The sequence below is a fragment of the Bradyrhizobium sp. Pha-3 genome (assembly GCF_042258615.1).
Lineage (GTDB): Bacteria > Pseudomonadota > Alphaproteobacteria > Rhizobiales > Xanthobacteraceae > Bradyrhizobium.
This window is the reverse complement of record NZ_CP170152.1, coordinates 3,987,492-4,012,214: the sequence shown is the minus strand read 5'-3', so window position 1 is coordinate 4,012,214 and position 24,723 is coordinate 3,987,492. Positions and strand designations below refer to the sequence as shown.

Genomic DNA, 24,723 nt, shown 5'->3' with positions numbered 1-24,723 from the left:
TCCCGAACAAGATCAGGGTCTAACGCGAAACTTTGGGGCTCCAGGCTTGCCGATGGCAGCCTCGCATGAGTGCCCGTTACCGTGAATTAATCCTGACTTTGTGAACTGGTTCACATATCCGACTTCGAATCCGAGTCATCCTCAATCACCGGATGGCGTGAGCCGATTTCAATATCCGGGGCTGGCAAGGTCGTTGACGGTATACTACGTCGACGGCCTTGTTCTTTTGGGGCCGTGAATCCCGTCTCTGGATTGCCCACCCCGAAAACGCGGCGTGCCGAACTGACAGCTCTGCACGCGCAACATTGCTGCGGCTGAGGCCGCAGCGATCTTGCGTTACCGCCTACTTGGCGCGGTCGCGTTTGACGCGATCGCCGCGCAGCCGCAGCCGTGCGAGCTTCGGCTCGAGCTCGTGGAACATGTAGACGAATGCGATGGCGAGGCCCGAAACAACAACCATGAACAGCAACGTCAGATCAGGAATGGTCAGCATCTCTGATATCCTCTGAGGCCCGGCTCCAATCGCAGCCGGACCATTTGTTTTCGCGTCGCCTTCACGTGCGGACTGCTGCAATGCGCTGCAAGCAGCGTACCAATGCGCGACGGCCCCGGCATCAAGACACCGAGGCCGCGCCGATCACTCCAACATCATCAGCATGGCGATCCGATGGACCGGCCATGCGTCAGCAGATGTCTCAATTGCAAACCTGCACCGGTCGCACCTGCCAGCCATACGGCGTCAGCATGCGACGGCGTACGACGTAACAGCCGCCGTCACCATAACCATAGCCGTAGCCATACCCGTCGTCGTAGCCGTAACCGGCGTAGTACGGGTTGTTGTAGTAGCTGTCATAGTAATCGTAGGCACCGTAGCCCAGGCCGAAGCCGATCGCGGCCGCTGCGAACGGATAGCCCCAGCCACGCCGATAGTAGCCGCCGTGCCAGCCTCCACCGCGCCAGCCGCCGCCGTGCCAACCACCGCCGATCGCAGCCGACCGGAAGCCACCGCCCGCGCCCATGGCGCGGAAAGCGCCGCCGCCACCGTGGAAGCCACCAAAGCCCCCACCACCGTGGAAGCCACCACCGCCGTGGAAACCGCCACCACCAAAACCACCTCGAGCCGACGCGGCATCGACCGTGAACAGGCCGACCGTGGCCGTCGCCAGCAAGGCAATCATCGTTTTACGCAACATCACCCGTCACTCCTCTGTCCAAGGCTTGTCTTTGCAAGCCTCCTGCGCCGCGTCCCGCGCATGCTAACTCAATCTAGGACCACGGCTTCGACCGCGCGCCTAAGTCACGCTCACATCTGCGCGACCCGCGTTCATCAAGGCGCATCCGTCAAACGCTAACAGCCGCGGCAGATGCCATTGACCCGGCGGTCGACCGTCCTGTTCTCGTCGGCGATCGCCTTGTCGAAGCTTTTGCTCGACGCCGAGCCGGTCGTGACGCCCTCACCGGTGTTCAGCCGGCCGGCGCTGTTGGTGCCGGGCGGCGGGGACGCGACTTGCGGCGATGTCGGGCTGGCTGACGAGGGGCTGCCGCTCCCAATACCTTGGGCGACGGTAACCGTGGGCGACAGCAGAATGGCGATTGTCGCTGACGCGACGGTGACGGATAATTTGCGCATGGCAATTCTCCCTTGCGGACAACAACGGGTCCGCAAAACGCCGGTTCCCACAGGCGTTGGGGCAATACGGTTTGGGAGCAATGCAATTTGCGCAAGCTGATCGAGTTTGACGACGATACTGCCGGCAAGCTGAAGCAGCTTGGGCGCGACCGGATGGCGACGCTGCAGGAGCTCGCGGACGAGGCCTTCGCCGACCTCCTCAAGAAGCACGGTATTCCGATCGACCTGAAGGATGCGCTGCGCAAGAGCGCAAGACTTCAGGAAGCAGCGAGACCGCGGGAGGCGGCGAAGCAAGGCCCCGCGACAGCGAAGCGCGTACGCAGCCAGGGCCGGAAGCGCTGAGGCTTCAGCCGATCTTCTTCAGTCCGGCTTTGTACTGCGGGCCCCTGATCGCGTAGGACTTCGCCGGCCGCGACAACGCCTCCGCCTGCGCGGCGTCGAGCGTGCGCACCACGCGCGCGGGCGCACCGATGATCAGGGAATTTTCCGGAAACTCCTTGCCCTCGGTGATGACGGAGCCGGCGCCGACGACACTGCCGCGCCTGATGCGCGCACCGTTCATCACGATCGATCCCATCCCGATCAGCACGCCGTCTTCCAGCGTGCAGCCGTGCACGATCGCATTGTGGCCGATCGTGACGTTGTTGCCGATGATCAGGGGGAAGCCGGGATCGACATGCAGCGTCGAATTGTCCTGAACGTTGGAGCCTTCGCCGATCTCGATCCACTCATTGTCGCCGCGCAGCACGGCGCCGAACCAGACGCTCGCCGCGGATTTGAGGCGCACCTTGCCGATCACAACGGCATTGTCGGCGATGAAGTAGCTGCCGTCGGCGGGAAGATCGGGCCCCTGCCCGTCGAGTTCGTAGATCGCCATAGAGGTCTCCTTGGATGAAGGTGACCTTGGCACAGCGGACGACTTGGTTTCAAGCAAGTGCAGTCATGATCCGGACACGGATCAGGATCCGGCGCGGATCACCCGATCACGCCGGCAGCGCGCAGCGTCATCACGAAGAAGGTGCCCGACATCAGGCTCCAGAAGCCGGAGATGACGGTTGCCATCATCACGAACTCGAAACGGCGGCGCTCGATCCGCGCGCCGCGCAGCGTGTTGCGCATGATGATGAACGGCGCGGCGAAGACGAGAAACGGGACCGCGGCGAAGGTCCTCGGCGCCACGCCCTCCTGCAGCAGGCCGAAGCCGGCCGGACGCTCCGCCATCGCCTGATAACCGCTGGCCAATGCGCCGGCGAGCGCGAAGCCGATGAAGAGCGAGAACAGCGAATTCAAGGTATCGGGCGACATCAGAACTTCCGCTACGCAACAGGCCACTCACCCTGCTTCGCAGAATTGGCGGCGGGCCGCCACATCATCCTTAAGGAAAGGTTAACCGGCAGCGCCCGCCGCGGCGTTTGCGCATGGCCATTCGATCAGGGATTCCATTGGAATCGTACGGAAATTCTTCGCCTCGTGGCATATTCGGCAGGTGATTCGGTCACTCCCGGCCTGCTCTCAACCTCGCTCATGACGCTTCTTTCGACTGCCCAGCATCTCGCCCGCGACACCCGCCGCAATCCGCGCGCGCATCTCGTTCCGCTCATCGCCTCGGCGGTCATCGCGGCCGGTGCGATTGCCCTCGTCGCCTATCTGTTGTGGCCGACCTATACGACCGTCCCGCCGAGCGATCCGTCGCGGCTTCCGGTGAGCGTCGGCGGCACGCTGTTCAACGTGCCGACCATGGCCGTGCGCATGAAGATCCAGCGTCACTCCGGGCCGCAGGAGCGCGTCGATCTGAGCTTCCTCTATCCGTCGCTGGAGGCGCCTGCCGCGCCGAAGCACTACAGCGCCGATACGGTCGAGGACAAGGTGCAGCCGATCGACAGGATCTTCGTGTCGATCGCGGCGCACCACGATTCACTCGCGCCGGACATGCGGCTGCGCACGATCTATCCGCGCTATCTCGACGAGCGCGCGAATACCGATGACGGCTTGACGACGCGCGCGTTCCGCGACGGCACGCCCTATGGCGGCGAGGACCTGTTCACCGCGACCGAGCCGCAATTGATCGCGCGCTGCACGCGCGATACGTCGACACCCGGCATGTGCCTGAGTGAGCAGCGCATCGAGGGCGCCGATCTGACCTTCCGCTTTCCACGCAGCTGGCTTGCACAATGGCGCGATATCGCCACCGCGATGAATCGCCTCTCCGCGCAGATGCACAGCGCGAAGGGATAATGCCGTCATTGCACCGGAGCGACGCCCGCTCCGCGGGTTCCGCGCAATGACGGCCTTAGGCCGTTCAGCCCTGCTCGCCCAGATCTTCTTCCAGAATCGCCATCTGGAACTGGAACGAGCGATCATCGTCCTCGTCGTCGACGAACAGCACGCCGATGAACTCCTCGCCGATATAGACCTCGGCCGAGTCATCCTTCTTGGGCCGCGGCACCACGCGGATCTTGGGATTGCTGAACACGCGTTTGAGATACGCGTCGAGCTTCCTGACTTCCTGAACGTCCACAGCCGTCTCCAATCGGGTCGATGATTTTCGGGGGAGTTTTAGGACGAGACGGCAAAGATCGCCAGAGCCTTTTCAGGCTTTGGCGACGTGATGTTGCGCACACGCAAAAAGCGCGCGGCGATCAGAAAGCGAATGAAATCAAAGCCCGATCGCGTTGAGCATCTGGTCCATGGTGCGCGACGGCTCGGCACAGCCGGCTTCGCCGACGATTTTCGCCGGCACGCCCGCAACCGTGACGTTGTGCGGCACCGGCTTGACCACGACGGAGCCTGCCGCGATGCGCGCGCAATGACCGATCTCGATATTGCCGAGGATCTTCGCGCCGGCGCCGATCAGCACACCGTGGCGGATCTTCGGGTGGCGATCCTCGTTCTCCTTGCCGGTGCCGCCGAGCGTGACGCCATGCAGGATCGAGACATCGTCGTCGATGACGGCGGTCTCGCCGCAGACGAATCCGGTGGCGTGATCGAGGAAGATGCCGCGGCCGATCCTGGCCGCCGGATTGATGTCGGTCTGGAACACCGCCGACGAGCGGCTCTGCAGGTAGAAGGCAAAATCCTTGCGGCCCTTCTGATAAAGCCAGTGCGCGAGACGATGGGTCTGCAGCGCGTGGAAGCCCTTGAAGTAGAGCAAGGGATCGATGAAGCGCGAGGTCGCGGGATCGCGGTCATAGACGGCGACGAGATCGGCGCGGAAGGCGTTGCCGATATCGGGCTCATCGCGCAATGCCTCGCCAAAGGTCTGGCGGATCAAGTCGCCCGACAGCGCGGCGTGATCGAGCCGCTCGGCAATGCGATGGACCACGGAATCTTCCAGGCGCTCATGATGCAGCACGGTCGCATAGATGAAGGATGCGAGCTCCGGCTCGCGCCGCAGGATGTCTTCCGCCTCGCCGCGGATTCGATCCCAGATCGGATCGAGCGCCGCGAGCTTGCTCCCCTGCGGATTGACCTGATGAACTGCCATAGCTGCTCTCGCAATTCGGTTGTTCTGATGTGCGTTATAGCACGGTGAACCCAGCGCGTCCCGGGAAGGCTCGGTACGGAAACCCCCAGCCGAACGCCCCCGGGCCGACGTCTAGGGGAGTTGGTCGGGATTTTGCCGAAATCAAGCCGTGCTTCTGCAACTATTGGCGGATTTCGTCCCGAGTGTGGTTTTGGGCATGGTCGACCCCAATAAAAGGGGGAAACATCATCAATACCCAGACGTTACGTGGGCGCCTGACCGATGCACGGTCGGTCTGGATCGCCACCATTGCGATTCCCCTCCTCCTGCTCGCGCCTGCCTTCTGGAACGGCTATCCGCTGCTCCAATGGGATACCGGCGGCTATCTGGCGCGCTGGTACGAGGGCTATCTGGTGCCGAGCCGGTCCACGGTGTTCGGCATCTACCTGCATGTCGGTGAGACGTCGGGCTTCTGGCTCAACCTCGGCATCCAGACCCTGGCGACGCTTTGGATCCTGCAGCTGACCCTGCGCATGCTCGAGCTCGCCCGGCCGGTTCGGCTGATCGCGATCAGCCTTGCGCTGATTGCGACCACCGCCCTGCCCTGGCTCGCCAGCATGCTGCTGACCGACATCTTTGCCGGCCTTTCGGTGCTCGCGCTCTTCGTCCTCATCCTGCACGGCGACAGGATCTCGACGCTGGAGAAGGCCGTGCTGTTCGGATTCATCGCGTTTTCCGCCGCCACGCACAGCGCGACGCTCGCGGTGCTACTTGGCTTGTGCTGCGTCGGCTGGATGCTGCGTCCATGGCTCGGCCGCCGCGTCCCGGTCGCGGGGCTCGTGCAGGGCAGCCTGACCATCGTCACCGGCGCCGTGATGCTGCTGGCGGCGAACTTCGCGCTGTCGGGACAGCTTGCCTGGACACCCGGCGGCTATGGCGTCGCCTTCGGCCGCATGCTGCAGGATGGCATCGTCGCGCAATATCTGCGCGATCATTGCGCGACGGAGAACCTGAAGCTCTGCCCCTATCGCGACGAGTTGCCGCCGACCGCCGACGACTTCCTGTGGGGTCACAGCATGTTCAACACGCTCGGCCGCTTTCAGGGACTGAATGACGAGATGGGCCACATCGTGGTGCGTTCGCTCGCCGAATATCCGACATGGCAGGCCAAGGCGGCGCTGAAAGCAACCGCCGACCAGCTGTTGGATGTCGCGACCGGCGAAGGTTCCTCGGGCTGGATCCCGCATACCTACGGCATCATCGAGCGCTATATTCCCGAGCAGGTCGCGCCGATGCGCGCCGCGCGGCAACAACAATGGGCCCTCGACTTCACCGCGATCAATCGCATCCACGTGCCGGTCGCGTTGGCCTCGATGCTCATGGTCGTGATCCTGTTCGGCCGCGGACTGTGGCAGCGTCGCCTCGACGATTTGACGCTGCTGGCGGGCACGGTGACGCTCGCTCTGCTCGGCAATGCCGCCGTCTGTGGCGTGATCTCGGGGCCGCACGACCGCTACGGCGCGCGCATGGTGTGGGTTGCGACCTTCGTGGCGCTGATCGCGGCGGCGCGCGCCTTCGCCAAGGACGATGCCGAGAACGATGCCGACGAGCTATTTTCGCCGCGACAGGAAGTCGATGACGCCGGTCTTGTAGACCTTGTCACCGACCGCCCGCATGTGGTCGCGGTTCGGAATGTCGAGCACCTGCGAACCCGGAATGATCCGGCCGAGCGCTGACGCCGAGCCCGCGATCTCGTCCTTGCTGCCGACCGCGATCAGCACCGGCACGCGGATCCCGGCCGCCTCCTCGCGCGTCATCAGGCGGCGCGAGCCGCGCAGGCAGGCGGCGAGCGCGCGGCGGTCGGAGCGGGTCTGATCGGCGAAGGCGCGGAAGGTGCGGCCGACCGGATCGGTGACATCGTCGAGCGAGGGCGCCTCCAGCGCCAGCGCAACGGCCTCGCCGGGACCGCCGCCCTCGATCAGTCCGATGCCGATGCCACCGAGGATCGCCGAACGCACCCGATCGGAATTCTCACGTGCCAGGATCGCCGTCATCCGCGAGCCCAGCGAATAGCCCATGATGTCGGCGCGCGCGATTCCGAGATGATCCATCAGCGCGATCACGTCGCTTGCCATGGTCGCGATCTCGTACTGCGCGGCGTCGTAGAGCTTGGCGGATTCGCCGTGGCCGCGATTGTCGAGCGCGATCACGCGACGGCCGGCCTTGACGAGCTCCGACACCCAGGTCGGGTAGATCCAGTTGACGTTCTTGCTCGACGCAAAGCCGTGCACGAGCACGATAGGTTCTCCCGCGCCTTCGTCGATATAGGCAATCTCAACATCGCCGTGGTGGAAACTCGGCATCTTCGATTCCGTTTTTTCTCGGGACTTAGGATTTGGGATTTTGGATTTGCGATCGACCGGCGACCGCAAGCTTAGCCCTGAGCGGGCATACTCGCCAGCGCGGCCTGCGCGGTCATCTGCCGCTTCAGGCGCAGCGCCTTGCTGCGCCGGAGCCACCACGCCGTGACTCGCTCGGTGGTAGCCTTGATCGACGACAGGAAGCCGAACAGCGCAAGCAGCGCGCCGAACAGCCACATGGTGAGATTGAATGTGCCGGCCACGAGCAGCAGCGCGCCGCGGCCGAGCAGCTTGATGATCGCGCGGGTCTGGCCGTTCTTCACCTCGGCGATGCGGGCTGCGCGCGCGATCTCCTGCGGGTTCTCCGCGACCTTCAGCGTGTCCCGTGCGGCGCGAACCCCGGCCGCCTCGCCGATGCGTCCGACGTCCTTGGCGACGCGCACCAGCGCACCGGCCTTCTCGGCGCGGAATGCCGCGCGGATCGCGGTTGCAGTTTCCGCCGGCCGCAGCACCGAGCCGGACGCGACCGCCTCACGGAGCGCCGGCTGATCGACCACCTCGCGGGTCGAGCGTCCGGCCCATTCGATCATCCCCTCACTCAGCCGTCCGGCCTTGCGCGTATCCTTGACCAGCGTCAGTCCGGCGCGCAGCGGCGCGGCGCCGCCGACCGACACATAGGTGGCTGCAGTCACGGCAAGCCCGGCGGCCGCAAGGCCAAGCACGAGGTGATCGGTGTCCTCGCCCATCACGAGATGCTTGCCCTCGCGCACGACGTCCCTGACGTCACCGAACACGAACAGGTCGCCCGCGACCGTGCCGGACAGGGTTGCGACGTCGTCGGCATTGCCGGTCACGAGGCCGGTGGCAAATCCCTTTGCGAAATGCGTGGCGGATGACTGCTCGGCGCGCGCGTCGTCGACGCGCCTTGTGAGTTCATCACTGAGCGCGATGTTCTTCTCGCTTGCGAGCGCGACAAAGCTCGCCGCAAGATCGGCATCTCCGGAGGCGAGTGCCGCCTCGATATTGTCCGATATCAACGCCGGGTTGTTGCGCAGGACGGAATTGAGCCTGAGGTCGGCGAGCGCAGCCGGATCGTTCCGCGCTGACAGCACCGTTCCGGCGTCGCGGGCGTGCGGCCAAATGGCCGCGCCCACAGCAGCGCTCGCTGCCAGGCCGGCGACCGCCAAACTGAGGCGCACCCCGTTCATTCCGCTTGAAACCTCAAGTTTAATTCGCCTTGTTCAGTTCGCCTTGGAAATAGTGTGCCGTTTTTGCGACACAACGGCTCCGACCAAAGAAGGGCTTCTCTGGGACGACAAGATTGTGTCGAATTTGCATGAGCAAATGAGCCATCGGGGCTCTAGGAATCAACTGTTCCCGCCAGTATGGTGCGCGGCATTTCGCGATGCCGCATGTTGTTGATTGCGTCTGCCCATCGTTGCCACCAAGGTGAGAATATGTCCGACCACGTCGTCCCGCACTTCCATAACGATGCCGGCGTCTCGGTGATCGAGATCGGGTCGCAGGAGTTCATGTGCGTGGGCGCCAACCCTCCGTTCGACCATCCGCACGTGTTCCTCGACCTCGGCAACGACAACGAGATCATCTGTCCGTACTGCTCGACGCTCTATCGCTTCGCGTCCGACCTCGCTGCCGGCGAAGCCCGGCCGCCGGAATGCGTGCTGAAAGACAAGGTCGCCTGACCGCTCCGTGGCGCTGACGCGAACCGTCATCGTTGCCGGCGCCGGGATCGGAGGGCTGACGGCGTCGCTGACCCTCGCGGCACAGGGCTTTCGCGTCGTCGTGCTGGAGAAGGCCGAGCGGCTCGAGGAAGCCGGCGCCGGCATCCAGCTCTCTCCCAACGCCAGCCGCATCCTGGTCGAGCTCGGGCTTAAGGAACCGCTTGCGCGGCGCGCGGTCACGCCGGAATCCGTCAACATCCTGAGCGTGCGGGCCGGTGGCGAGATTGCGCGGATGCCGCTCGGCCAGGCCGCCGAGTTCCGCGCCGGTGCTCCCTATTGGGTGATCCACCGTGCCGATCTGCAGGCCGCGTTGCAGGCCGCCGTCAACGACCATCCTGATATCGACCTGCGGCTCGGCTGCCAGTTCGAGGACGTGACCAAGCACGCCAAGGGCCTGACGGTGGTGCAGCGCCACGGCAATGCACGGCAGGAGGAATTGGCGGTTGCGCTGATCGGAGCGGACGGCATCTGGTCGTCGGTCCGCGGACATTTGTTTCCGGATGTACAACCGCAATTCTCCGGCCTGATCGCCTGGCGCGGCACGCTGGACGCCACCGCCCTGCCGCGTGAATACACCGCGCCGCGCGTGCAGCTGTGGATGGGGCCGGACGCGCACCTCGTGGCCTATCCGATCTCGGCCGGACGCCAGGTCAACGTGGTCGCGATCGTGTCAGGCACCTGGAACCGGCCGGGCTGGAGCGCCCCCGGCGACATCAACGAGATCAAGGGCGCGTTCGCCAGCGCGCGCTGGCCCGCCACGGCGCGGATGCTGATCGGCGCGGTCGACGGCTGGCGCAAATGGGCGCTGTTCACGCTGCCCGACATCGGCCGCTGGAGCGAAGGCGCGGTGACGCTGCTCGGCGACGCCGCGCATGCGATGCTGCCGTTTGCCGCGCAAGGCGCCGGCATGGCGATCGAGGATGCGGCCGTGCTCGCCAAGGCCCTGGCCGACTGCACCGGCGAAAACACCGCAGGCATTCCCGCCGCATTGAAGCGCTACGCCGAGATGCGGCGCGGCCGCGTGCTGAAGGTGCAGCGCATGGCGCGTCAGCAGGGCCGCATCTATCATTTGAGCGGACCCTTGGCGATCGCGCGCGATCTCGCGATCCGCGCCATCGGCCCGCAGCGCATGCTGGCGCGGCAGGACTGGATCTACGACTGGCGCGCCTGAGCCGAGCGGGCCTGCGCGCGCACAGCAGCCGGTTCTTCCGGAAACGTTGCCTTAGTGAACGAGGCCTCGCGGCGCGCGCGGGCCCTTTGCCCCCGGCGCAGGCGCCGCGGGTGCAGCCGCCGCTGGCGTGTCCGGCGGGCTCTCGTGGCATTTGTTGGCGCGCCAGGCCTGATCCGCCAGCCTCTGCTGGGCGTGGATCGAGATCAGCTCGTTGCGATAGACCATCTCGGAGACCACGGTACCGCCGACGCCGGTCTCCGCCTTGGCCATCAACTTTTCCTGATCCGTCGCGCGAGACGCGAGATTCTTGCGCTCGGTCTCGAGCTGCTTGCAATCATACAAATCGTATTTGGCGGGATCGGCGAATGCCGACGGCACGCTGTCGCCGATCTGCGCGCAGCCGGAAACGCCCGCAGCCGAAGCGATCAGCGCAACGATAGCTGCCGCGCGCAACAGGTTTGGGCGGCGTGGGAGACGAACAGACATTCAGCTTTCTTAGTCCGACAGGGTTGAGATTGCCTAAAGCAGCCGCCGGTGTCCGGATTGAGGCTCAATCGCGGCGGCGCGCTGCTTATCCCAATGCTCGGCCGCCGAAGCAAACGGAATTGCAAGCCACAGGTGCCCTGCTCCGACCAGCGACGAAGGCGAGATCGCCGTCGTGCTCCCTGACAGAGGAAGGCCGCGCCGGCGCAAGCTTGATGACCCGCCCGGACGAAAGCAGCCGGCAGATCTCTAGGCTGCCGGTTGCGTGGATTTCCTGACGACCAACTCAGGAGGAAGTACGACGTGCCGGATCTCGGTCGATCTGCTCTGGAGCATTTCGATCAGCATTCTGGCGGCGATCCGTCCCATCTCGCGGTGCTCGATGCGCACGGTGGTGAGCGGCGGCGAGACGACATCCATGAGTGGCATGTCATTGTGACCGACGAGCGAGAGATCCTCCGGGCACCGCAGCTGCCGCTCCTTCAGGGCGTCGAGGGCACCGATCGCCAGCAGGTCGTTCGCGGCAACGATCGCTGTCACCTGATGGGGCCCGCCGACGAGATGCGTCGCCGCCAGCGCGCCCCCTTCGCGCGTGTATCCCGCCGCTTCACGAACGACACCGGTCAATCCGTGCCGTGCCATCGCGCGCTCAAAGCCATCACGCCGCAGCGCGCCGGTTGATGTCGACAGCGGCCCTGCGATATGCGCAATGCGGCGGTGTCCGATATCGACGAGATGATCGACGGCGAGGCGCATTCCCATTTCGTCGTCCGAGACGACTGAAGAGACGCGATCGCGCGCTTCGGATCGGTTGACGAGGATCACGGGAACGCCGCGCCGGATACAGAAACCGACGAGTTCGTCATCCTGCGAAACCGTCGCCAGGATCAGGCCGTCGACCCGCTGGCTGAGCAGTCTCTCGGCAAAGAAGATCTGCTGCGACGATACATTGCCGGCGTCCGCAACGATCGGTGCGTAGCCTTCCGCAGCGAGAACCTCCGTAATGCCGCCAAGGATCGGAGCGAACACCGGATTGGTGATGTCGGGCAGCAGCACACCGACCAGATCGGATCGACCCAGTCGCAGGTTGGCGGCCAGCCGGTTCGGTTGATAGCCCAGCGCCTCCGCCTGGGCGGAGATCCTGTTGGCGACGTCGTCCGCGACCAAATGCCGTTTCTTGGGATCGAGGGCCCGCGACACGGTCGAAGGATGAACGCCGGCGGCGGCCGCGATCTGCTTGATTGTCGTGACAGGTCGATTCACCCAGCGATTCCTGCTGCTTAGCTCATTCGCGCGAAATGAGCATAGCGCGTCCCTTGACTTATTGCAATCGATTGCAATATTCACTGCAAACGATTGCATTCATGAACGCGACCGATTGTACAGGAGCACACCAATGTCTCACGGCATTATCGAGAAGCTCGAGGACGTAACGCCGACCGTGTTGCGGGCGATGGCGTCGACCGACAACGCGCGGCTCCGAGCGGTGATGGAAGCCTTCGTCAGGCACCTCCACGCCTTCGCCCGCGAGGTGAAACTCACCGAAGCGGAATACGATCTCGGCATCGATTTCCTGAACCGGATCGGACAGGCCACCCACGACAGCCACAACGAGGGCATCCTCTTCGCGGATGCGACTGGCTTCTCGACGCGGGTCTGCCTGCTGAACAACGGCAACGCCGGTGCGACCGAAACCGCGGCAGCATTGCTGGGGCCGTTCTGGCGGGCCAATTCTCCCCGAACGGAGAACGGAGCATCGATCGTTCGTTCCGCGACACCCGGCCCCGAACTCTTCGTCGCGTGCGAGGTCGTCGACATCGCGGGCAAGCCCCTCGCCAATGTCGAGGTCGACGTCTGGCAATCCTCACCGGTCGGCCTCTACGAGAACCAGGACGAAACGCAGGCAGACATGAACCTGCGCGGCAAGTTCACCACCGACGCCTCGGGTCGGTTCTCATTCAGGTCGGTCAAGCCCGCCGGCTATCCCGTGCCGACCGACGGCCCGGTCGGGGACATGCTGCGCGCCCAGAACAGGCATCCCTACCGGCCGGCCCACATGCACTTCCTGGGCTTCAAGCCCGGCTACAAGACGCTGATCACGCAAGTCTTCGTCGACCACGACAAACACCTGGACAGCGACGTGGTGTTCGGGGTGACGCGCGCGCTGGTTGGCGACTATCGCCGGTATGATGACGGCGATCCGCAGGCGCTCGGGGGCCGCGCCCCCCGGTACACGCTGAACTATCGCTTCACCATGGAAAGCGGTGAAGCGATCCTCCCCAAGCCACCGATCAGGTGAGGCAAACGATGAATCAATCCATGAAGGACAAGGTCGTGCTCGTCGTAGGCGGGGCCGGCAGCATCGGCGCCGTGTCCGCCAAGCGCTTCGCCGAACTCGGTGCCCGCATCGCAATCAGCCACCGCGACACTCCGGACGGAGCCGCCGCCGCGGCAGCGGTGGTGCAGTTCCTGCCCGGAGACGGCCACGCCGCGTTGATCGCCGACGTCGCGCAGACGGCAACACTGACGGCGCTGCGCGCCGAGATCGAGCGGCGCTTTGGCCGGCTCGACATCCTCGTCAACGCCGCCGGCTTCACCAAGCCGGTGCCTCACGCCGATCTCGATGCGTTGGACGACGACCTGATTGACCGGATGTTCGCCGTCAACTGGCGCGGACAATTTGCGGCGATCCGCACCTTCGCTCCGCTGCTGAAGGCATCCGGTGACGGCCTCGTCGTTTCGATATCATCGATCGCGGGCACCAACGGGATCGGCTCCTCGATTGCCTATTGCGCGGTCAAGGCCGGCATCGACGTCATGACGAAATCGCTCGCCCGCGTGCTGGCGCCCGAGGTGCGGGTGCTCGCGGTCGCACCCGGCGTGGTCGACACCGGCTTCGTTCCGGGGCGCGGCGCGGACTTCAACGCCAGGACCGCGACGACGACACCGCTGAAGCGGATCGCGACCGCCGAGGACATCGCCTCGGCCATCCTCGCCTGTGCAACGCAACTCGGCTTCGCGACCGGAACGACTTTCGTGGTCGACGGCGGCCGCTCGCTCTGAAGGAACAAGTCCATGCGATCTCCACGCGAAAAGGTCATCATCACCTGCGCCGTGACCGGCAACCTGACGACACCCGAGCAGACCCCCCATCTGCCCATCACGCCCACGCAGATCGCCGACGCCTGTCTCTACGCCGCCGATGCGGGCGCCGCCATCGTCCACATCCACGTTCGAGACCCGCTTACCGGCCGTCCCTCGATGCTGCTCGACCACTATGTCGACGTCGTCGAGCGCATTCGCGCGCGCAATCCCGCGTTGATCCTCAACATTACGACGGGACCGGGCGGACGCTTCGTTCCATCCAGGGACGATCCGAAGATGGCCGCCGAAGGCACGACCCTGATGGCGCCGGAGAAGCGGGTCGAGCACATCGCCGTGCTGCGACCGGACATCTGCACGCTCGATCTCAACACCATGAACTCCGGCGGCGAGGTCGTGATCAATACGCCGGCGAACGTTCGCCGGATGGCGAAAGTGATCGCGGACGCCGGCGTCAAACCGGAGATCGAACTGTTCGATTCCGGCGATATCGCCTTGATGCGCGATCTGCTGGCCGACGGCTCCCTGCAAGGGCCGGTCCTGTGTTCCTTCGTGATGGGCGTTCGTTACGGCTTTCAGCCTGCCCCGGAAACCGTATTGTACGCGCGCGGCCTGCTGCCGTCGGACGCGGAGTTCGCCGCGGTCGGCATCGGCAAGGCGGCATTCACGACGGTTGCGCAATCCTATCTTGCGGGCGGTCACGTGCGGATCGGCCTTGAAGATGCGGTCTATCTCACCCGCGGCCAGCTCGCGACCTCCAACGCGGAAATGGTCACAAAGGCGCGCCGCATCGTCGAGGATCTCGGCGGCACGGTCGCGACGATCGAGGACAGCAGGCGGATCGTCGGCCTGCCCTCGCCCACGAAGACAATCAAGGCTTAGGAGCGAGCGATGAATGCCATCACCGGATCGGGGACGGATGTCGTCGAGGCGACCTGCGTGCGGCTCAATGCCAAGGCCGCCGATGCGGCGGCGATCGCGCCGTCCATCGAGAGACGCTCGCTCACACGAGAACCGCACGAAGTCGTGGTTGCGATCGAAGCTGCGGGCGTCAATCCGTCGGACGTCAAGGCCGCCACGGGATTGATGCCCTATGCGGTGTTCCCGAGAACCCCGGGCCGTGATTTTTCCGGACGGGTGGTCGAAGGGCCGGACGCGTTGATCGGAAAAGCCGTGTTCGGTTCGTCGGGCGACCTCGGAATCCGCCGCGACGGTACCCACGCCAGCCATGTCGTCGTCGAAGCCGCGGCCCTGGTCGAAAAGCCGGACGGAATTTCAATGGATGAGGCTGCAGGGATCGGCGTACCGTTCGTGACAGCCATCGAAGGCTTTCGACGAGCCGGCGCGCCGAGACCCGGTGAACATGTCCTCATCATGGGCGTCAACGGCAAGGTCGGGCAGGCTGCGGTCCAGCTTGCGACCTGGCAAGGCGCCAGGGTAATCGGCGTGGTGCGCAAGGACGAACCTTACGAAGGCCACGCCAACGCCCCGATCGAGATCATCAATTCCTCGACCGCCGACGTCGCGAAACGTGTGCGCGAACTGACCGACGGCCACGGCGCCGATATCGTCTTCAACACGGTCGGTGATCCCTATTTCGACGATGCGCATCATTCGCTTGCCAAGGCTGGGCGACAGATCCTGATTGCCACGACCAACCAGACGGTCAAATTCAACATCCTGGAATTCTATCGCGGACGGCACACTTACCTCGGCGTCGACACCCTTGCGTTCTCTACGATCGAAAGCGCAGAGCTGCTGCGCAGCGTGCTACCGGGGTTTTCCGGCGGCTTCCTGCGCCCCTATCCGATCATCCCGTCCTCGATCTACCCGCTCGCTGAGACGAAGGCGGCCTACACCGCCGTGATCGGATCATCGCGCAACCGCGTCGTACTGCGACCGGGAGCCTGATCATGAATGTCGTTCGCTTCGGCGAGGCGCCCGCCTACACGGCGCCCGGGCACCACGACATGGCGATGGTGCGCCTGCAAGGGCGCGAGGCTGGCCCCTCGTCCGACCTCTGGATCGGCGTTTCGGTGATCGCACCTGGCGGCGGGACGACGCTTTCCTCGTCACCCCTGGAGAAAATGTATGTCGTGCTCGACGGCACGCTCCACGTCTCGAACGGCGAGGATGAAGTTGCGCTGGGCAGGTGGGATTCCTGCCGAATTGCCGCTGGCGAGGATCGTCAGCTGGCCAACCGGGCTGCGTCGTCGGTGACAGTACTTCTGGTCATGCCGCTGTCGGCCGATGAACGGGCGAGATCACTGTGATCGTGGAAACCGGCACACGGATCTTCGCGGACCGGTCCCATGCAGCCGGATCGCTCCAGCGTGCCAGCGTCCCCGTTCGACTGCCTCAACTGAAATCGACTGCTCCGTTGTTACGCAGGGGCTCGGTATTGTGAAGCGCAGCGATGGATCGTCGATCAGCGTTTCGACCAGCCGGCCTTCGCGCGTCTCGCCTTCGGGGTAGAGCGACGGTCCTGAGAGGAAATGCATCAGTTCGCGCAATAGCGACTGGACGAACAGGATACAGCATACTTCGGGGCACAGCACCCCGGCCGTGAACGCGCGAGCTCCCCGACCGCGGGCGCGATCGGGGAGTTCGGTCACGGACGGGCTGCGTTACTTCTGCTTGTCGCTGACGCCCTTGGCGGCTTGCTCGATGACCTTCGCCACCGCTTCCGGCTTCGAGACATACACGGCATGGCTGCCGGCCTGATCGACGGTCCTGGCACCGGCGCGCTTGGCCATCATCCGCTGCGCGTCGACCGGGATCATCTTGTCGTTGGTCGCCACCAGGTACCAGCTCGGCTTGCTCTTCCAGGCCGGCACCGACACCTCGCCATTCAAGGCGGCGACACCCCAGGGCACCTGCGAGTCAGCCATGAATGCCGCGACATCGGGCTTCACATCGGCTGCGAACGCGGCGGCGAACTTCGCGTGATCGAGCGACAGGAAGCCGTCCTTCGGCGGCAGGATCGGCGGCACCGGCGCGCCGGGAGGAGGATTGGCGATCAGCTTGCCGACCGACTCACCCTGGTCGGGCGCGAATGCCGTGATGTAGACCAGCCCCGCGACCTTCGGATCGGTGCCGGCTTCGGTGACGACGACGCCACCATAGGAATGACCGACCAGAATGACATTGCCGTCGGCGGCGGCGATGGCGCGCTTGGTGACGGCAACGTCGTCGGCCAGGGAGGCGGTCGGGTTCTGGACGATGCTGACCTTGTAGCCGTCCTTCTTCAGGATCTTGTAGACGCCTTCCCAACCCGAACCGTCGACGAAACCGCCGTGGACGAGCACGATCGACTTGACCGGGGCAGCCTGGGCCTGGGCCGCGGGGATCGTGGCGGTGGCGAGGCCCAGCGACGCTGCGGCGGCGAGCAATTTGGTGACAACAGACATTGAAGTTCTCCTGAATGTTTATTTCGCGATAATCTTTATCGCGATAATCATCGTGTAACCGGTTCCGATTTGCTTGTCCAGATATTTTTTATCGCGATAATGATTTTTGTGGTATGTTCAGTAAACGACAACGAAAGGGCCCCTCCCATGCCGAATCCGGGACCAATTCCGCTGGATAGCCAGCTTTGCTTCTCTCTTTACGGGACGACCATTGCGATCAACCGGGCCTACAAGCCCCTGCTCGACGGCCTCGGCATCACCTATCCGCAATACCTCGTTCTCAGCGTGCTCTGGGAAAAGGACGGACAGATGATTTCCGCGATCGCCGACCGGCTCGCCCTCGAGCCCAGCACCATCACGCCACTGGTCAAGCGGCTCGAAAGCGCCGGCTTTGTGGTGCGCCGGCGCAGCGCGGAGGATGAACGGCAGGTCGGCGTGCATCTGACCGATAGCGGCAAGGCGATGCAATCGCGCACCGGCTGTCTGACCGACACCTTGCTGGAGCGGTCCGGCCTGACGGTCGACGAACTCATCTCGCTCAACAAGCGCGTCCAGGCGCTTCGCAACGCACTGACGAAATCAGGAACGGACTAACGGACAGACCACGCCGTTCAGTCGCGATACGTTATCCCGGCGTTTGCCCGGCTGGCGTCGAAGAGCTAGAAGATGCGCCCGCCGGGGTTTTAGTCCGGAACGGAACGAAACCAGATTTGGAAAACCGCCGGGGGATCTTGGAAAGTCTCTCGGTCTAAATTGCGAAAACTCAATAGAATCATGCGGACGTGGCGGAACTGGTAGACGCAAGGGACTTAAAATCCCTCGACGGCAACGTCATGTGGGTTCGAGTCCCACCGCCCGCACCAGCCTGTTGCGCAACCGCTCTTATTTCTTGGCCTTGGCCTTGGCCTTTTTCGGCTTGGCCTTCTTCGTCGTCCTGGCCTTTGCATTTTTGGCCTTTGTCTTGCTGGCCTTCGCCTTTGCCGGCTTGCTGGCCTTCGCTTTCTTCGCTGACGTCTTGGCGGCTTTCTTGGCCGATTTCTTCGTGGCCTTCTTCGGGGCTTTCTTGACGGCTGTCTTCGTCGACGCCCCGCCAGCCGTGCTGGGCTGTTGCGCCGCGCCGCCACCACTACGCGTCGGGCGTGGCGGCACCGGCTCCTCCATCCAGAAATCCAGCTCCTGCTCCTTGCCGCCGCCCGGCTTCCAGCCGTCGAGCGAATAGATCTGATCCGGATTGCCGCCGCTGCCGAGATAGCCGCGCCAGGAATAGTGGTCGTAGACGCCGTTGATGTGCAGCGCATAGGCCTGGGCAAGCTGCTTGTTGCCGCGGATGATCACGAGATTCTCGTCGTTCTTCTCCGAGGCGGCGACCGAGAAATTGTGCGATCCGGTGATGACGGCGCAATTGTCCGAGAACGGATCGATCACGATGGTCTTGGAGTGAACGATCGCGATCATCCCCGCGTTGCGGATCTGCTGGACGCTGAATTCGACGTCTGCCCATGAGGGTTCGTTGGTCGCGCTCACGCCATGCGGCAGCTGCACGTCGTCATGGAAGGATTGTTTCGGTGCGCCCGATTTGACGACCTCCCCGCCGACCGAAACGATGTCGCCGTTCTTGCTGGCCATCATGGTCGACACCACGCCGCGGACATAGATGTCGTTCTGCTGTGCGCGGACCAACAGGGCATCCAGCAGCGGCGATTGACCCGGCATGAACATCAGGAAGAGCGCGCCGTCCTTGGCGTTCTTGATCAAGTCCAGCACCGGCTTGAACTCCGCCTCGCCGTTGGTCGCGGCAAAGTAGACCGAAATGTTGCTGTCGCTGGTCGGACTGGAATTCGACGCCTTGAGCGCGGGCGGCATGGCGTTGCCCGCGGCGACCAGCTTGCCCCACTGATCGAGATAGCGCTTGGCGATCATCGCATTCTCGATGATCAGCACGTTGTTGAGCTGCGTGCAGAGCCCGGTGGTGGTCCAGTTGGTACTGCCGGTCAGCACGCGGATCGCGTTGCCGTGCGCGTCGCTCTCGACCACGAACTTGTTGTGGACGCTGGGCGACGACCTGCCCGCATTCGACAGATCGCGATGCTTCACCGTCAGGCCGGCGCCGCTGAGTTCGCCCGCGATGTTCGGTTTGGTCGCGCTGCCATTGCCGAGCAGGACGTTGCCGCGGCTGCCGAACGGCTTCAGCGCGCCGACCAGCTCCTCGTCATTCATCTCGTAGATGGCGGCATGGATCTGGCTGCCGCGGAGATCGGCATCGTGCAGGAAGGCCAGGACCTCGTGCAGGGCGTCGCCTGAAAGGTAGCGCCGCGCCTGGTTGGCCGGGTCGGAAAGGCCCTTGACGAAATTGCGCAGCGAGTCGTCGGACGTATCGCCCTGCACGAAGCGGCTGACGATCTGGGACATCAGGGTGCCGCGGTTGAAATAAGCCGACAAGCCGCCGCCCGCATCGCCCGAAGCAACAGTCGGCGTCGTCCAGGCCGACACCGAGGCGGCATCGGGCGTGAACGTCCCGTTCGCGCCGCTCTTCATCGCGGTGACGCGGTACGAGACGTTGTCGGTGTCGACCACGCTGTGATCGGTCCAGATGCAGCGCCGGAACGGCGATTGCGTCGAAGAGATGCCGGCGTCCGCCACCGGTTTCTCGCCGGGCTTCGGCGGAATGCGGTTGGACAGCACGATCGTCTGTTGCGTGATGTTGTTGCGCCGCTCGAGCTGGAAACCGACCCAGTCGTTCGACCAGGTGTCCGGCTGCCAGGCGATCAGGATATCATCGGCGTTCGCGTAGGCTTTGACGTTGATGGTCATCACAATTTCCCCGAGGCTGGGTGAATCCACAGCTGCGAAACAATGGACGCCACCCTTGCACGGCGAGAGCGTGCACCCTGGGGCGGCGCCGAAACCGCCCACGACGATACTCCGGTAACCTTGGGTAGTTTATGAAATAGACGACAACTGTTCGCGCAAATCGGCGCAGCGCGCGCCGGGCACCGAGCCCTAATCGAACGCCAGTCCCAGCCGCTTCTGCTTCTTCCATACGATGCGGCACGGCCACCGCCGGCCGTCGGCGGCGAGGGTGAAGCGGTCGGGAAACCACAGCGGCGAGTTGACTTCGATGCAGGCGCCCTGAGGCGAGAGATTTCGGACCGTACAGGCGATCACTTCATTGCCGAACTCGATCGCTCCCGACTTGAGGACGCGGCGGCGTGCGCCGGCACGCTTCTCGGTCGGCATTGGCTGTTGCGCGCTGGCCGGTCCGGGCCTGCTATGGTTGTCGGCCATCGGCCCGTCGCGGTCGGTACACATGCTGGCGGTCAGGTTACGATGCAATCCTGACGGGAACCTTAAGACGGCCTTCAACCGAATTGGTATGCCAGGAAGTGCCGGCGGGCTGGGCAGATACGCACGGTATCACGATGCGCGCATCACCTCATCGTGTCTTCCGGTTGTGGCGCGGTTCACACGCCGCGATCGTCGACCGTGGTAATCTTGAGGCGTTGGAAAAATTCCGGCCGCACATTTCGCGGCGCTCGCATTTCGAGATCAATGAGTTGGAGATAGGCGATGACGATTGCGGATCGCAATCGGATTGCCGGTCGCAATCAGATTGTCGGCGCGCCTGATGATGGCGCTTCTGTCCTCGAGCACGGCGACGACGCGGCTCACTGCAGCAATGGGCTCAACGCACAGAGATTCCTCGATGCGGCACCTCACGAGCGCGCGATCTACCGGCGATGGATTCGCAGCGCGATCGTGCTGTGCGGATTGTTGGCGTTCGCCGCAGGAGCGATGGTCTGGATGAACGGCCCCGGCGTCGGACAGACCGAGCTCACCAGCCTGTCGAGCACGAGCAACGCGAAATCGGGCCGCGCGAATTAGACTACCGCCGTCGGAGTGACAGCGCGAAACGAAAATGACCGGGACAAGTCCCGGCCATTTCTGTTGTGTGAAGCCTGAAGCCTACTCGGACTTGTCGACATTCCAGAAGATCGGCGTTGCCGGACCATCGAGCACGCCGGACAGCGACTTCCGCCAGGCGCTCGGCCCCTGATACTGACCGAGAGGAATGTAGATGACCTGCTCGTAGGCTTCCTTCTGGATATCGGCCGCGATCTTCTTCTGCTCGTCGAGCGACGGTGCGCGGACGAAGGCGTCCTTCAGCTGTTCGATCTTCGGATCGTCGGCCCAGCCGAACCATCCGCCATTCTTGCCCTGGCCGCCAATCGAGAGGTTGGCGATCGGGTTGGAGACGTCGGCACTGACCCAGTTGGTGAAGAACATGTTCCAGCCGCCATCCTTCGGCGCTTTCTGGCTGGCGCGGCGGGTCACCACGGTCTGCCAGTCGGTGGCCTGCAGGTCGACCTTGAAGCCGGCGTCGCGCAGTTGCTGCGCGACAACGACCGGCTGCGCCTTGAGCGTCGTGACGTCGCCCGGCGCCATGATGACGACGGGCGTGCCGTCATAGCCCGACTCGGCAAGCGCCTTCTTGGCCGCCGCCATGTCGCCGCCCTTCAACAACGTCTCACCGCCGACCTCGGACGCGAACGGCGTGTCGCAGATGAAGAAGGCAACGCATGTCTTGTAATACTTGGGATTGCCGACCAGTGCGTCGAGCACCTGCTTCTGGTTGATCGCCATCAGCGCCGCCTGGCGAACCTTGATGTTGTCGAACGGCGGATAGAGGAAGTTCATGCGGCCGAGCGTCTGGAAGCCGAACTTGTTCAGCGTCTCGACCTTCAGGTCCTTGTCGCCTTCCAGGATTGACAACGTGTCGAACGACGGGTTCTCCAGGAAATCGATGTCGCCGGATTGCAGCGCGTTCATCGCAGTCTGCGCGTCGGCCATCGTCACCCACTCGACGCGGTCAACCTTCACGACCTTGCCGCCTGCGGTCCAGCTCGCCGGCTCCTTGCGCGGCACGTAGTCCTTGTTCTTGACATAGACCGCCTTCACGCCGGGCTGGAATTCGGCCTGGACGAACTTGAATGGGCCCGAGCCGATCTGCTCCGGGATCGGCTTGTCCGGCGGCGTTTCGGCCAGCCGCTTCGGCATCATGAAGGCGACGCGCGACGACGGCTTGCCGATCGAATCCAGCACCAGGCCGTAGGGCTCCTTCAGCTTCAGCGTGATCGTCTTCGCGTCGGTAGCTTCGAGGCTCGCCGTGAAGTCCATCAGCTTCTGGCCCATGCCGTCGACCTTGGCCCAGCGCTTCAGCGAAGCGACGCAGTCTTCCGCGGTCACCGGCGTGCCGTCGTGCCATTTCAGGCCGTCGCGCAGCGTGAACGTGTAAGTGAGCTTGTCGTCGGACACCTTCCAGTCCGCCATCTGCGGCTGGATCTTGAAGTTGGAGTCGGTCGCGACCAGCGTGTCGTAGACCATGTAGCCATGGTCACGCGTGATGTAGGCCGTGGTCAGGATAGGATCGATGACGCGCAGATCCGAATGCATCACCGCAGTGATGGTCTTGTCCGCGGCGATGGCCTGCGGTGCAAACGACAATTCCTGCGGCGCGAACGACAATGCGAGCGCCGTCAACGCAGCCGCTAGCGTGCGGTGCTTCCAACGCGAGATAGGGAACATACAATCTCTCCTGACGTGTAACTGGTCAAAGCCGGCTTATTCGTTATGCATGCGGTTCGTTATTTAGGCGAACTAACATGCTGTATGGCTTGTGAAATCGAGACTTGCATCAAGCGCAATGCGCGTCAATCGGTTTCCGGCAGGATCGAACGTATACGAACGAATGAGCGGCGGATGCAGCGCATTTGACTTTACAAACTCGTCTTCCGAGCTTTTCGTACCGCACGCGAACGCGTATCGGCGCGAACAAACAACAAGAGAGAAAAGACATGAACCCCGCCAATCTTCCTTTTGATTCCGAAGCGATGCTGCAGGGGCTGCGCAGCTGGGTGGAATGCGAGAGCCCGACATGGGATGCGGCCGCGGTCGAGCGCATGCTCGACCTCGCCGCGCGCGAGATGGCGGTGATGGGTGCGACGATCGAACGCATCGCGGGACGCCAGGGCTTTGCCGGCTGCGTCCGCGCCCGTTTTCCCCATCCGAAACAGGGTCAGCCCGGCATCCTCATCGCCGGCCATCTGGACACCGTGCACCCGGTCGGCACCATCGAAAAGCTGGCGTGGCGGCGCGAAGGCAACAAGTGCTTCGGGCCCGGCATCTTCGACATGAAGGGCGGCAACTATCTGTCGATCGAGGCGATCCGGCAGTTGGCGCGCGCGTCCTTTACGACGCCGCTGCCGATCACGGTGCTGTTCACGCCCGATGAAGAGGTCGGCACGCCCTCGACGCGCGACATCATCGAGGCGGAAGCCGCACGCAACAAATACGTGCTGGTGCCGGAGCCCGGCCGGCCGAACAACGGCGTCGTCACCGGCCGCTACGCGATCGCACGCTTCAATCTGGAAGCTGTCGGCAAGCCGAGCCATGCCGGCGCGACGCTGTCCTCCGGCCGTTCCGCGATCCGCGAAATGGCCCGGCAAATCATTGCCATCGACGGCATGACCACCGATGACTGCACCTTCTCGGTCGGCATCGTGCATGGCGGGCAATGGGTGAATTGCGTCGCAACGACCTGCACCGGCGAAGCGCTCAGCATGGCCAAGCGCCAGGCCGATCTCGACCGCGGCGTCGAACGCATGCTGGCGCTGTCGGGCACCGCCAACGACGTCACCTTCAAGGTGACGCGCGGCGTCACCCGCCCGGTGTGGGAGCCGGATGCCGGCACCATGGCGCTCTATGAAAAGGCCAAGGGCCTTGCGGCGGCGATGGGCCTCGATCTGCCGCATGGCAGCGCCGGCGGCGGCTCCGACGGCAACTTCACCGGCGCAATGGGCATCCCTACCCTCGACGGCCTCGGCGTTCGCGGCGCCGATGCACATACGCTCAACGAACATATCGAGGTCGACAGCCTCGCCGAGCGCGGCCGCCTGATGGCGGCACTGCTGGCGACGCTCGATTAACTCGATTTGCACTGCACAACACGTTGGCACTGCCGGATCGAAATTTAGCCTTGTCCAATTTTTTGGCTTCGCCTACGGTCCGGCCGTCCAACGCGACGATGCGGGAGAGATCGAGCAACAACATTCATGTTGTTGCTCGGCGCCGACGGAGCAACCGCCCCGGAAACTCTCAGGCAAAAGGACTGTATCGTCAGGACGATCTGGAGAGAGACGGCATGGCCAAATGGAAACGGCCATGACGTCCACCGAAGGGGATAGTCTGCTTTTGGGCCGAGGCCCGATGCGGATCAAGCTCTCAGGTACCGTGACAGATGGGGCGTCGAAGCAGCCGGTTTCACCGGTGGTTCGGCGACTCTAACCCACGGGAGCCTGAAGACCA

27 protein-coding genes, 1 tRNA gene, 1 pseudogene and 2 riboswitches are annotated in these 24,723 nt (G+C 64.0%); of the genes and pseudogenes, 14 read left to right on the top strand and 15 right to left on the bottom strand.

Annotated features, from left to right (window positions below; translation table 11 throughout):
* Nucleotides 1-343: 343 nt before the first annotated feature.
* The 3 genes from ACE10Z_RS18870 to ACE10Z_RS18860 all read right to left on the bottom strand — a co-directional run bounded on the left by ACE10Z_RS18870 (nt 344) and on the right by ACE10Z_RS18860 (nt 1,630).
* Nucleotides 344-493 carry a hypothetical protein gene (locus ACE10Z_RS18870; protein ID WP_375789248.1) on the bottom strand — a complete coding sequence of 50 codons (150 nt, stop codon included), beginning with the start codon at nt 491-493 and terminating at the stop codon, nt 344-346.
* A 202-nt stretch (nt 494-695) separates the two neighbouring features.
* Nucleotides 696-1,193, bottom strand: coding sequence for a hypothetical protein (locus ACE10Z_RS18865; RefSeq protein ID WP_375789247.1), 498 nt, complete (start codon nt 1,191-1,193; stop codon nt 696-698).
* A 155-nt stretch (nt 1,194-1,348) separates the two neighbouring features.
* On the bottom strand, nt 1,349-1,630 hold the full coding sequence (locus ACE10Z_RS18860; protein WP_375789246.1) for a hypothetical protein: 282 nt from the start codon (nt 1,628-1,630) through the stop codon (nt 1,349-1,351).
* A gap of 87 nt (nt 1,631-1,717) precedes the next feature.
* On the opposite strand from ACE10Z_RS18860, the gene ACE10Z_RS18855 reads away from it, so the two are divergent.
* Complete coding sequence (locus ACE10Z_RS18855) at nt 1,718-1,972, top strand: hypothetical protein (RefSeq protein ID WP_375789245.1); 255 nt, start codon at nt 1,718-1,720, stop codon at nt 1,970-1,972.
* A 4-nt stretch (nt 1,973-1,976) separates the two neighbouring features.
* On the opposite strand, the gene ACE10Z_RS18850 is transcribed toward ACE10Z_RS18855, so the two are convergent.
* Nucleotides 1,977-2,507, bottom strand: coding sequence for a gamma carbonic anhydrase family protein (locus ACE10Z_RS18850; RefSeq protein ID WP_375789244.1), 531 nt, complete (start codon nt 2,505-2,507; stop codon nt 1,977-1,979).
* Between the two features lie 98 nt (nt 2,508-2,605).
* Nucleotides 2,606-2,935 (bottom strand): DUF6949 family protein, encoded by a 330-nt coding sequence (locus ACE10Z_RS18845; protein ID WP_092115175.1) that lies wholly within the window; start codon nt 2,933-2,935, stop codon nt 2,606-2,608.
* 219 nt (nt 2,936-3,154) lie between these two features.
* Here ACE10Z_RS18845 and ACE10Z_RS18840 point away from each other — a divergent pair, with 219 nt between their 5' ends.
* Nucleotides 3,155-3,865 (top strand): hypothetical protein, encoded by a 711-nt coding sequence (locus ACE10Z_RS18840; RefSeq protein WP_375789243.1) that lies wholly within the window; start codon nt 3,155-3,157, stop codon nt 3,863-3,865.
* A 64-nt stretch (nt 3,866-3,929) separates the two neighbouring features.
* On the opposite strand, the gene ACE10Z_RS18835 is transcribed toward ACE10Z_RS18840, so the two are convergent.
* The gene (locus tag ACE10Z_RS18835; RefSeq protein WP_050406403.1) at nt 3,930-4,148 is read right to left on the bottom strand and encodes a DUF3126 family protein; all 219 of its coding nucleotides are present in this window, start codon (nt 4,146-4,148) and stop codon (nt 3,930-3,932) included.
* Nucleotides 4,149-4,286: 138 nt separating this feature from the next.
* Nucleotides 4,287-5,114, bottom strand: a complete 828-nt coding sequence (gene cysE, locus ACE10Z_RS18830; RefSeq protein ID WP_097674153.1) for a serine O-acetyltransferase — start codon at nt 5,112-5,114, stop codon at nt 4,287-4,289.
* Nucleotides 5,115-5,296: 182 nt separating this feature from the next.
* On the opposite strand from cysE, the pseudogene ACE10Z_RS18825 reads away from it, so the two are divergent.
* A pseudogene (locus ACE10Z_RS18825) lies at nt 5,297-6,688 on the top strand (hypothetical protein); the annotation flags it as partial.
* Between the two features lie 15 nt (nt 6,689-6,703).
* On the opposite strand, the gene ACE10Z_RS18820 reads toward ACE10Z_RS18825, so the two are convergent.
* Together ACE10Z_RS18820 and ACE10Z_RS18815 are read right to left on the bottom strand one after the other, a co-directional pair.
* A complete protein-coding gene (locus tag ACE10Z_RS18820; protein WP_375789242.1) occupies nt 6,704-7,456 on the bottom strand; it encodes an alpha/beta fold hydrolase in 753 nt (250 codons plus the stop codon).
* A gap of 71 nt (nt 7,457-7,527) precedes the next feature.
* A complete protein-coding gene (locus ACE10Z_RS18815; protein ID WP_375789241.1) occupies nt 7,528-8,661 on the bottom strand; it encodes a hypothetical protein in 1,134 nt (377 codons plus the stop codon).
* A gap of 249 nt (nt 8,662-8,910) precedes the next feature.
* Between ACE10Z_RS18815 and ACE10Z_RS18810 the strand changes: the two genes are divergently transcribed.
* Together ACE10Z_RS18810 and ACE10Z_RS18805 are read left to right on the top strand one after the other, a co-directional pair.
* Complete coding sequence (locus ACE10Z_RS18810) at nt 8,911-9,156, top strand: zinc-finger domain-containing protein (protein ID WP_018272338.1); 246 nt, start codon at nt 8,911-8,913, stop codon at nt 9,154-9,156.
* Between the two features lie 7 nt (nt 9,157-9,163).
* Nucleotides 9,164-10,366, top strand: coding sequence for an FAD-dependent monooxygenase (locus tag ACE10Z_RS18805; protein ID WP_375789240.1), 1,203 nt, complete (start codon nt 9,164-9,166; stop codon nt 10,364-10,366).
* Between the two features lie 51 nt (nt 10,367-10,417).
* On the opposite strand, the gene ACE10Z_RS18800 is transcribed toward ACE10Z_RS18805, so the two are convergent.
* Together ACE10Z_RS18800 and ACE10Z_RS18795 are read right to left on the bottom strand one after the other, a co-directional pair.
* Nucleotides 10,418-10,852, bottom strand: coding sequence for a twin-arginine translocation pathway signal (locus ACE10Z_RS18800; protein WP_375789239.1), 435 nt, complete (start codon nt 10,850-10,852; stop codon nt 10,418-10,420).
* Nucleotides 10,853-11,098: 246 nt separating this feature from the next.
* Nucleotides 11,099-12,211 carry a LacI family DNA-binding transcriptional regulator gene (locus tag ACE10Z_RS18795; protein ID WP_375789238.1) on the bottom strand — a complete coding sequence of 371 codons (1,113 nt, stop codon included), beginning with the start codon at nt 12,209-12,211 and terminating at the stop codon, nt 11,099-11,101.
* Between the two features lie 34 nt (nt 12,212-12,245).
* Here ACE10Z_RS18795 and ACE10Z_RS18790 point away from each other — a divergent pair, with 34 nt between their 5' ends.
* Genes ACE10Z_RS18790 through ACE10Z_RS18770 form a run of 5 tightly spaced genes read left to right on the top strand, consistent with a single transcriptional unit; the run spans nt 12,246 to nt 16,224 of the window.
* Nucleotides 12,246-13,148 carry a dioxygenase gene (locus ACE10Z_RS18790; protein ID WP_375789237.1) on the top strand — a complete coding sequence of 301 codons (903 nt, stop codon included), beginning with the start codon at nt 12,246-12,248 and terminating at the stop codon, nt 13,146-13,148.
* A gap of 8 nt (nt 13,149-13,156) precedes the next feature.
* The gene (locus ACE10Z_RS18785; RefSeq protein WP_375789236.1) at nt 13,157-13,912 is read left to right on the top strand and encodes an SDR family NAD(P)-dependent oxidoreductase; all 756 of its coding nucleotides are present in this window, start codon (nt 13,157-13,159) and stop codon (nt 13,910-13,912) included.
* 12 nt (nt 13,913-13,924) lie between these two features.
* Complete coding sequence (locus ACE10Z_RS18780) at nt 13,925-14,833, top strand: 3-keto-5-aminohexanoate cleavage protein (protein ID WP_375789235.1); 909 nt, start codon at nt 13,925-13,927, stop codon at nt 14,831-14,833.
* Between the two features lie 18 nt (nt 14,834-14,851).
* Complete coding sequence (locus tag ACE10Z_RS18775) at nt 14,852-15,862, top strand: zinc-binding alcohol dehydrogenase family protein (RefSeq protein WP_375789870.1); 1,011 nt, start codon at nt 14,852-14,854, stop codon at nt 15,860-15,862.
* A gap of 2 nt (nt 15,863-15,864) precedes the next feature.
* On the top strand, nt 15,865-16,224 hold the full coding sequence (locus ACE10Z_RS18770; RefSeq protein ID WP_375789234.1) for a cupin domain-containing protein: 360 nt from the start codon (nt 15,865-15,867) through the stop codon (nt 16,222-16,224).
* Between the two features lie 354 nt (nt 16,225-16,578).
* On the opposite strand, the gene ACE10Z_RS18765 is transcribed toward ACE10Z_RS18770, so the two are convergent.
* Complete coding sequence (locus ACE10Z_RS18765; protein WP_375789233.1) at nt 16,579-17,361, bottom strand: alpha/beta hydrolase; 783 nt, start codon at nt 17,359-17,361, stop codon at nt 16,579-16,581.
* A 147-nt stretch (nt 17,362-17,508) separates the two neighbouring features.
* Between ACE10Z_RS18765 and ACE10Z_RS18760 the strand changes: the two genes are divergently transcribed.
* Nucleotides 17,509-17,955: a MarR family winged helix-turn-helix transcriptional regulator gene (locus tag ACE10Z_RS18760; protein WP_375789869.1), complete on the top strand. Its 447-nt coding sequence runs from the start codon at nt 17,509-17,511 to the stop codon at nt 17,953-17,955.
* A 182-nt stretch (nt 17,956-18,137) separates the two neighbouring features.
* A tRNA-Leu gene (locus ACE10Z_RS18755) sits at nt 18,138-18,224 on the top strand.
* 19 nt (nt 18,225-18,243) lie between these two features.
* Here the strand turns inward: ACE10Z_RS18755 and ACE10Z_RS18750 are convergent.
* A complete protein-coding gene (locus tag ACE10Z_RS18750) occupies nt 18,244-20,172 on the bottom strand; it encodes a phospholipase D-like domain-containing protein (RefSeq protein WP_375789232.1) in 1,929 nt (642 codons plus the stop codon).
* 189 nt (nt 20,173-20,361) lie between these two features.
* Nucleotides 20,362-20,646, bottom strand: a complete 285-nt coding sequence (locus ACE10Z_RS18745) for a PilZ domain-containing protein (RefSeq protein WP_375789231.1) — start codon at nt 20,644-20,646, stop codon at nt 20,362-20,364.
* A gap of 282 nt (nt 20,647-20,928) precedes the next feature.
* On the opposite strand from ACE10Z_RS18745, the gene ACE10Z_RS18740 reads away from it, so the two are divergent.
* Entirely contained in the window at nt 20,929-21,243 is a 315-nt protein-coding gene (locus ACE10Z_RS18740) for a hypothetical protein (RefSeq protein WP_375789230.1), read from the top strand.
* 81 nt (nt 21,244-21,324) lie between these two features.
* Here ACE10Z_RS18740 and ACE10Z_RS18735 read toward each other — a convergent pair whose 3' ends face one another.
* Nucleotides 21,325-22,944, bottom strand: a complete 1,620-nt coding sequence (locus ACE10Z_RS18735) for an ABC transporter substrate-binding protein (protein ID WP_375789229.1) — start codon at nt 22,942-22,944, stop codon at nt 21,325-21,327.
* Nucleotides 22,945-23,213: 269 nt separating this feature from the next.
* Here ACE10Z_RS18735 and ACE10Z_RS18730 point away from each other — a divergent pair, with 269 nt between their 5' ends.
* Complete coding sequence (locus ACE10Z_RS18730; RefSeq protein ID WP_375789228.1) at nt 23,214-24,344, top strand: M20/M25/M40 family metallo-hydrolase; 1,131 nt, start codon at nt 23,214-23,216, stop codon at nt 24,342-24,344.
* A 91-nt stretch (nt 24,345-24,435) separates the two neighbouring features.
* Nucleotides 24,436-24,539: riboswitch (glycine riboswitch) on the top strand.
* A 3-nt stretch (nt 24,540-24,542) separates the two neighbouring features.
* A riboswitch (glycine riboswitch) is annotated at nt 24,543-24,657 on the top strand.
* Nucleotides 24,658-24,723 lie beyond the last annotated feature (66 nt).

Excerpts from the sequence above, each read along its gene's own strand:
- ACE10Z_RS18795 (WP_375789238.1), bottom strand. The coding sequence starts at position 12,211 with ATGCAATCGTTTGCAGTGAATATTGCAATCGATTGCAATAAGTCAAGG.
- ACE10Z_RS18860 (WP_375789246.1), bottom strand. The coding sequence starts at position 1,630 with ATGCGCAAATTATCCGTCACCGTCGCGTCAGCGACAATCGCCATTCTG.
- cysE (WP_097674153.1), bottom strand. The coding sequence starts at position 5,114 with ATGGCAGTTCATCAGGTCAATCCGCAGGGGAGCAAGCTCGCGGCGCTC.
- ACE10Z_RS18810 (WP_018272338.1), top strand. The coding sequence starts at position 8,911 with ATGTCCGACCACGTCGTCCCGCACTTCCATAACGATGCCGGCGTCTCG.
- ACE10Z_RS18745 (WP_375789231.1), bottom strand. The coding sequence starts at position 20,646 with ATGGCCGACAACCATAGCAGGCCCGGACCGGCCAGCGCGCAACAGCCA.
- ACE10Z_RS18865 (WP_375789247.1), bottom strand. The coding sequence starts at position 1,193 with ATGTTGCGTAAAACGATGATTGCCTTGCTGGCGACGGCCACGGTCGGC.
- ACE10Z_RS18735 (WP_375789229.1), bottom strand. The coding sequence starts at position 22,944 with ATGTTCCCTATCTCGCGTTGGAAGCACCGCACGCTAGCGGCTGCGTTG.
- ACE10Z_RS18740 (WP_375789230.1), top strand. The coding sequence starts at position 20,929 with ATGACGATTGCGGATCGCAATCGGATTGCCGGTCGCAATCAGATTGTC.
- ACE10Z_RS18790 (WP_375789237.1), top strand. The coding sequence starts at position 12,246 with ATGTCTCACGGCATTATCGAGAAGCTCGAGGACGTAACGCCGACCGTG.
- ACE10Z_RS18800 (WP_375789239.1), bottom strand. The coding sequence starts at position 10,852 with ATGTCTGTTCGTCTCCCACGCCGCCCAAACCTGTTGCGCGCGGCAGCT.
- ACE10Z_RS18820 (WP_375789242.1), bottom strand. The coding sequence starts at position 7,456 with ATGCCGAGTTTCCACCACGGCGATGTTGAGATTGCCTATATCGACGAA.
- ACE10Z_RS18760 (WP_375789869.1), top strand. The coding sequence starts at position 17,509 with ATGCCGAATCCGGGACCAATTCCGCTGGATAGCCAGCTTTGCTTCTCT.
- ACE10Z_RS18780 (WP_375789235.1), top strand. The coding sequence starts at position 13,925 with ATGCGATCTCCACGCGAAAAGGTCATCATCACCTGCGCCGTGACCGGC.
- ACE10Z_RS18765 (WP_375789233.1), bottom strand. The coding sequence starts at position 17,361 with ATGTCTGTTGTCACCAAATTGCTCGCCGCCGCAGCGTCGCTGGGCCTC.
- ACE10Z_RS18750 (WP_375789232.1), bottom strand. The coding sequence starts at position 20,172 with ATGACCATCAACGTCAAAGCCTACGCGAACGCCGATGATATCCTGATC.
- ACE10Z_RS18870 (WP_375789248.1), bottom strand. The coding sequence starts at position 493 with ATGCTGACCATTCCTGATCTGACGTTGCTGTTCATGGTTGTTGTTTCG.
- ACE10Z_RS18770 (WP_375789234.1), top strand. The coding sequence starts at position 15,865 with ATGAATGTCGTTCGCTTCGGCGAGGCGCCCGCCTACACGGCGCCCGGG.
- ACE10Z_RS18845 (WP_092115175.1), bottom strand. The coding sequence starts at position 2,935 with ATGTCGCCCGATACCTTGAATTCGCTGTTCTCGCTCTTCATCGGCTTC.
- ACE10Z_RS18815 (WP_375789241.1), bottom strand. The coding sequence starts at position 8,661 with ATGAACGGGGTGCGCCTCAGTTTGGCGGTCGCCGGCCTGGCAGCGAGC.
- ACE10Z_RS18785 (WP_375789236.1), top strand. The coding sequence starts at position 13,157 with ATGAATCAATCCATGAAGGACAAGGTCGTGCTCGTCGTAGGCGGGGCC.
- ACE10Z_RS18730 (WP_375789228.1), top strand. The coding sequence starts at position 23,214 with ATGAACCCCGCCAATCTTCCTTTTGATTCCGAAGCGATGCTGCAGGGG.
- ACE10Z_RS18850 (WP_375789244.1), bottom strand. The coding sequence starts at position 2,507 with ATGGCGATCTACGAACTCGACGGGCAGGGGCCCGATCTTCCCGCCGAC.
- ACE10Z_RS18840 (WP_375789243.1), top strand. The coding sequence starts at position 3,155 with ATGACGCTTCTTTCGACTGCCCAGCATCTCGCCCGCGACACCCGCCGC.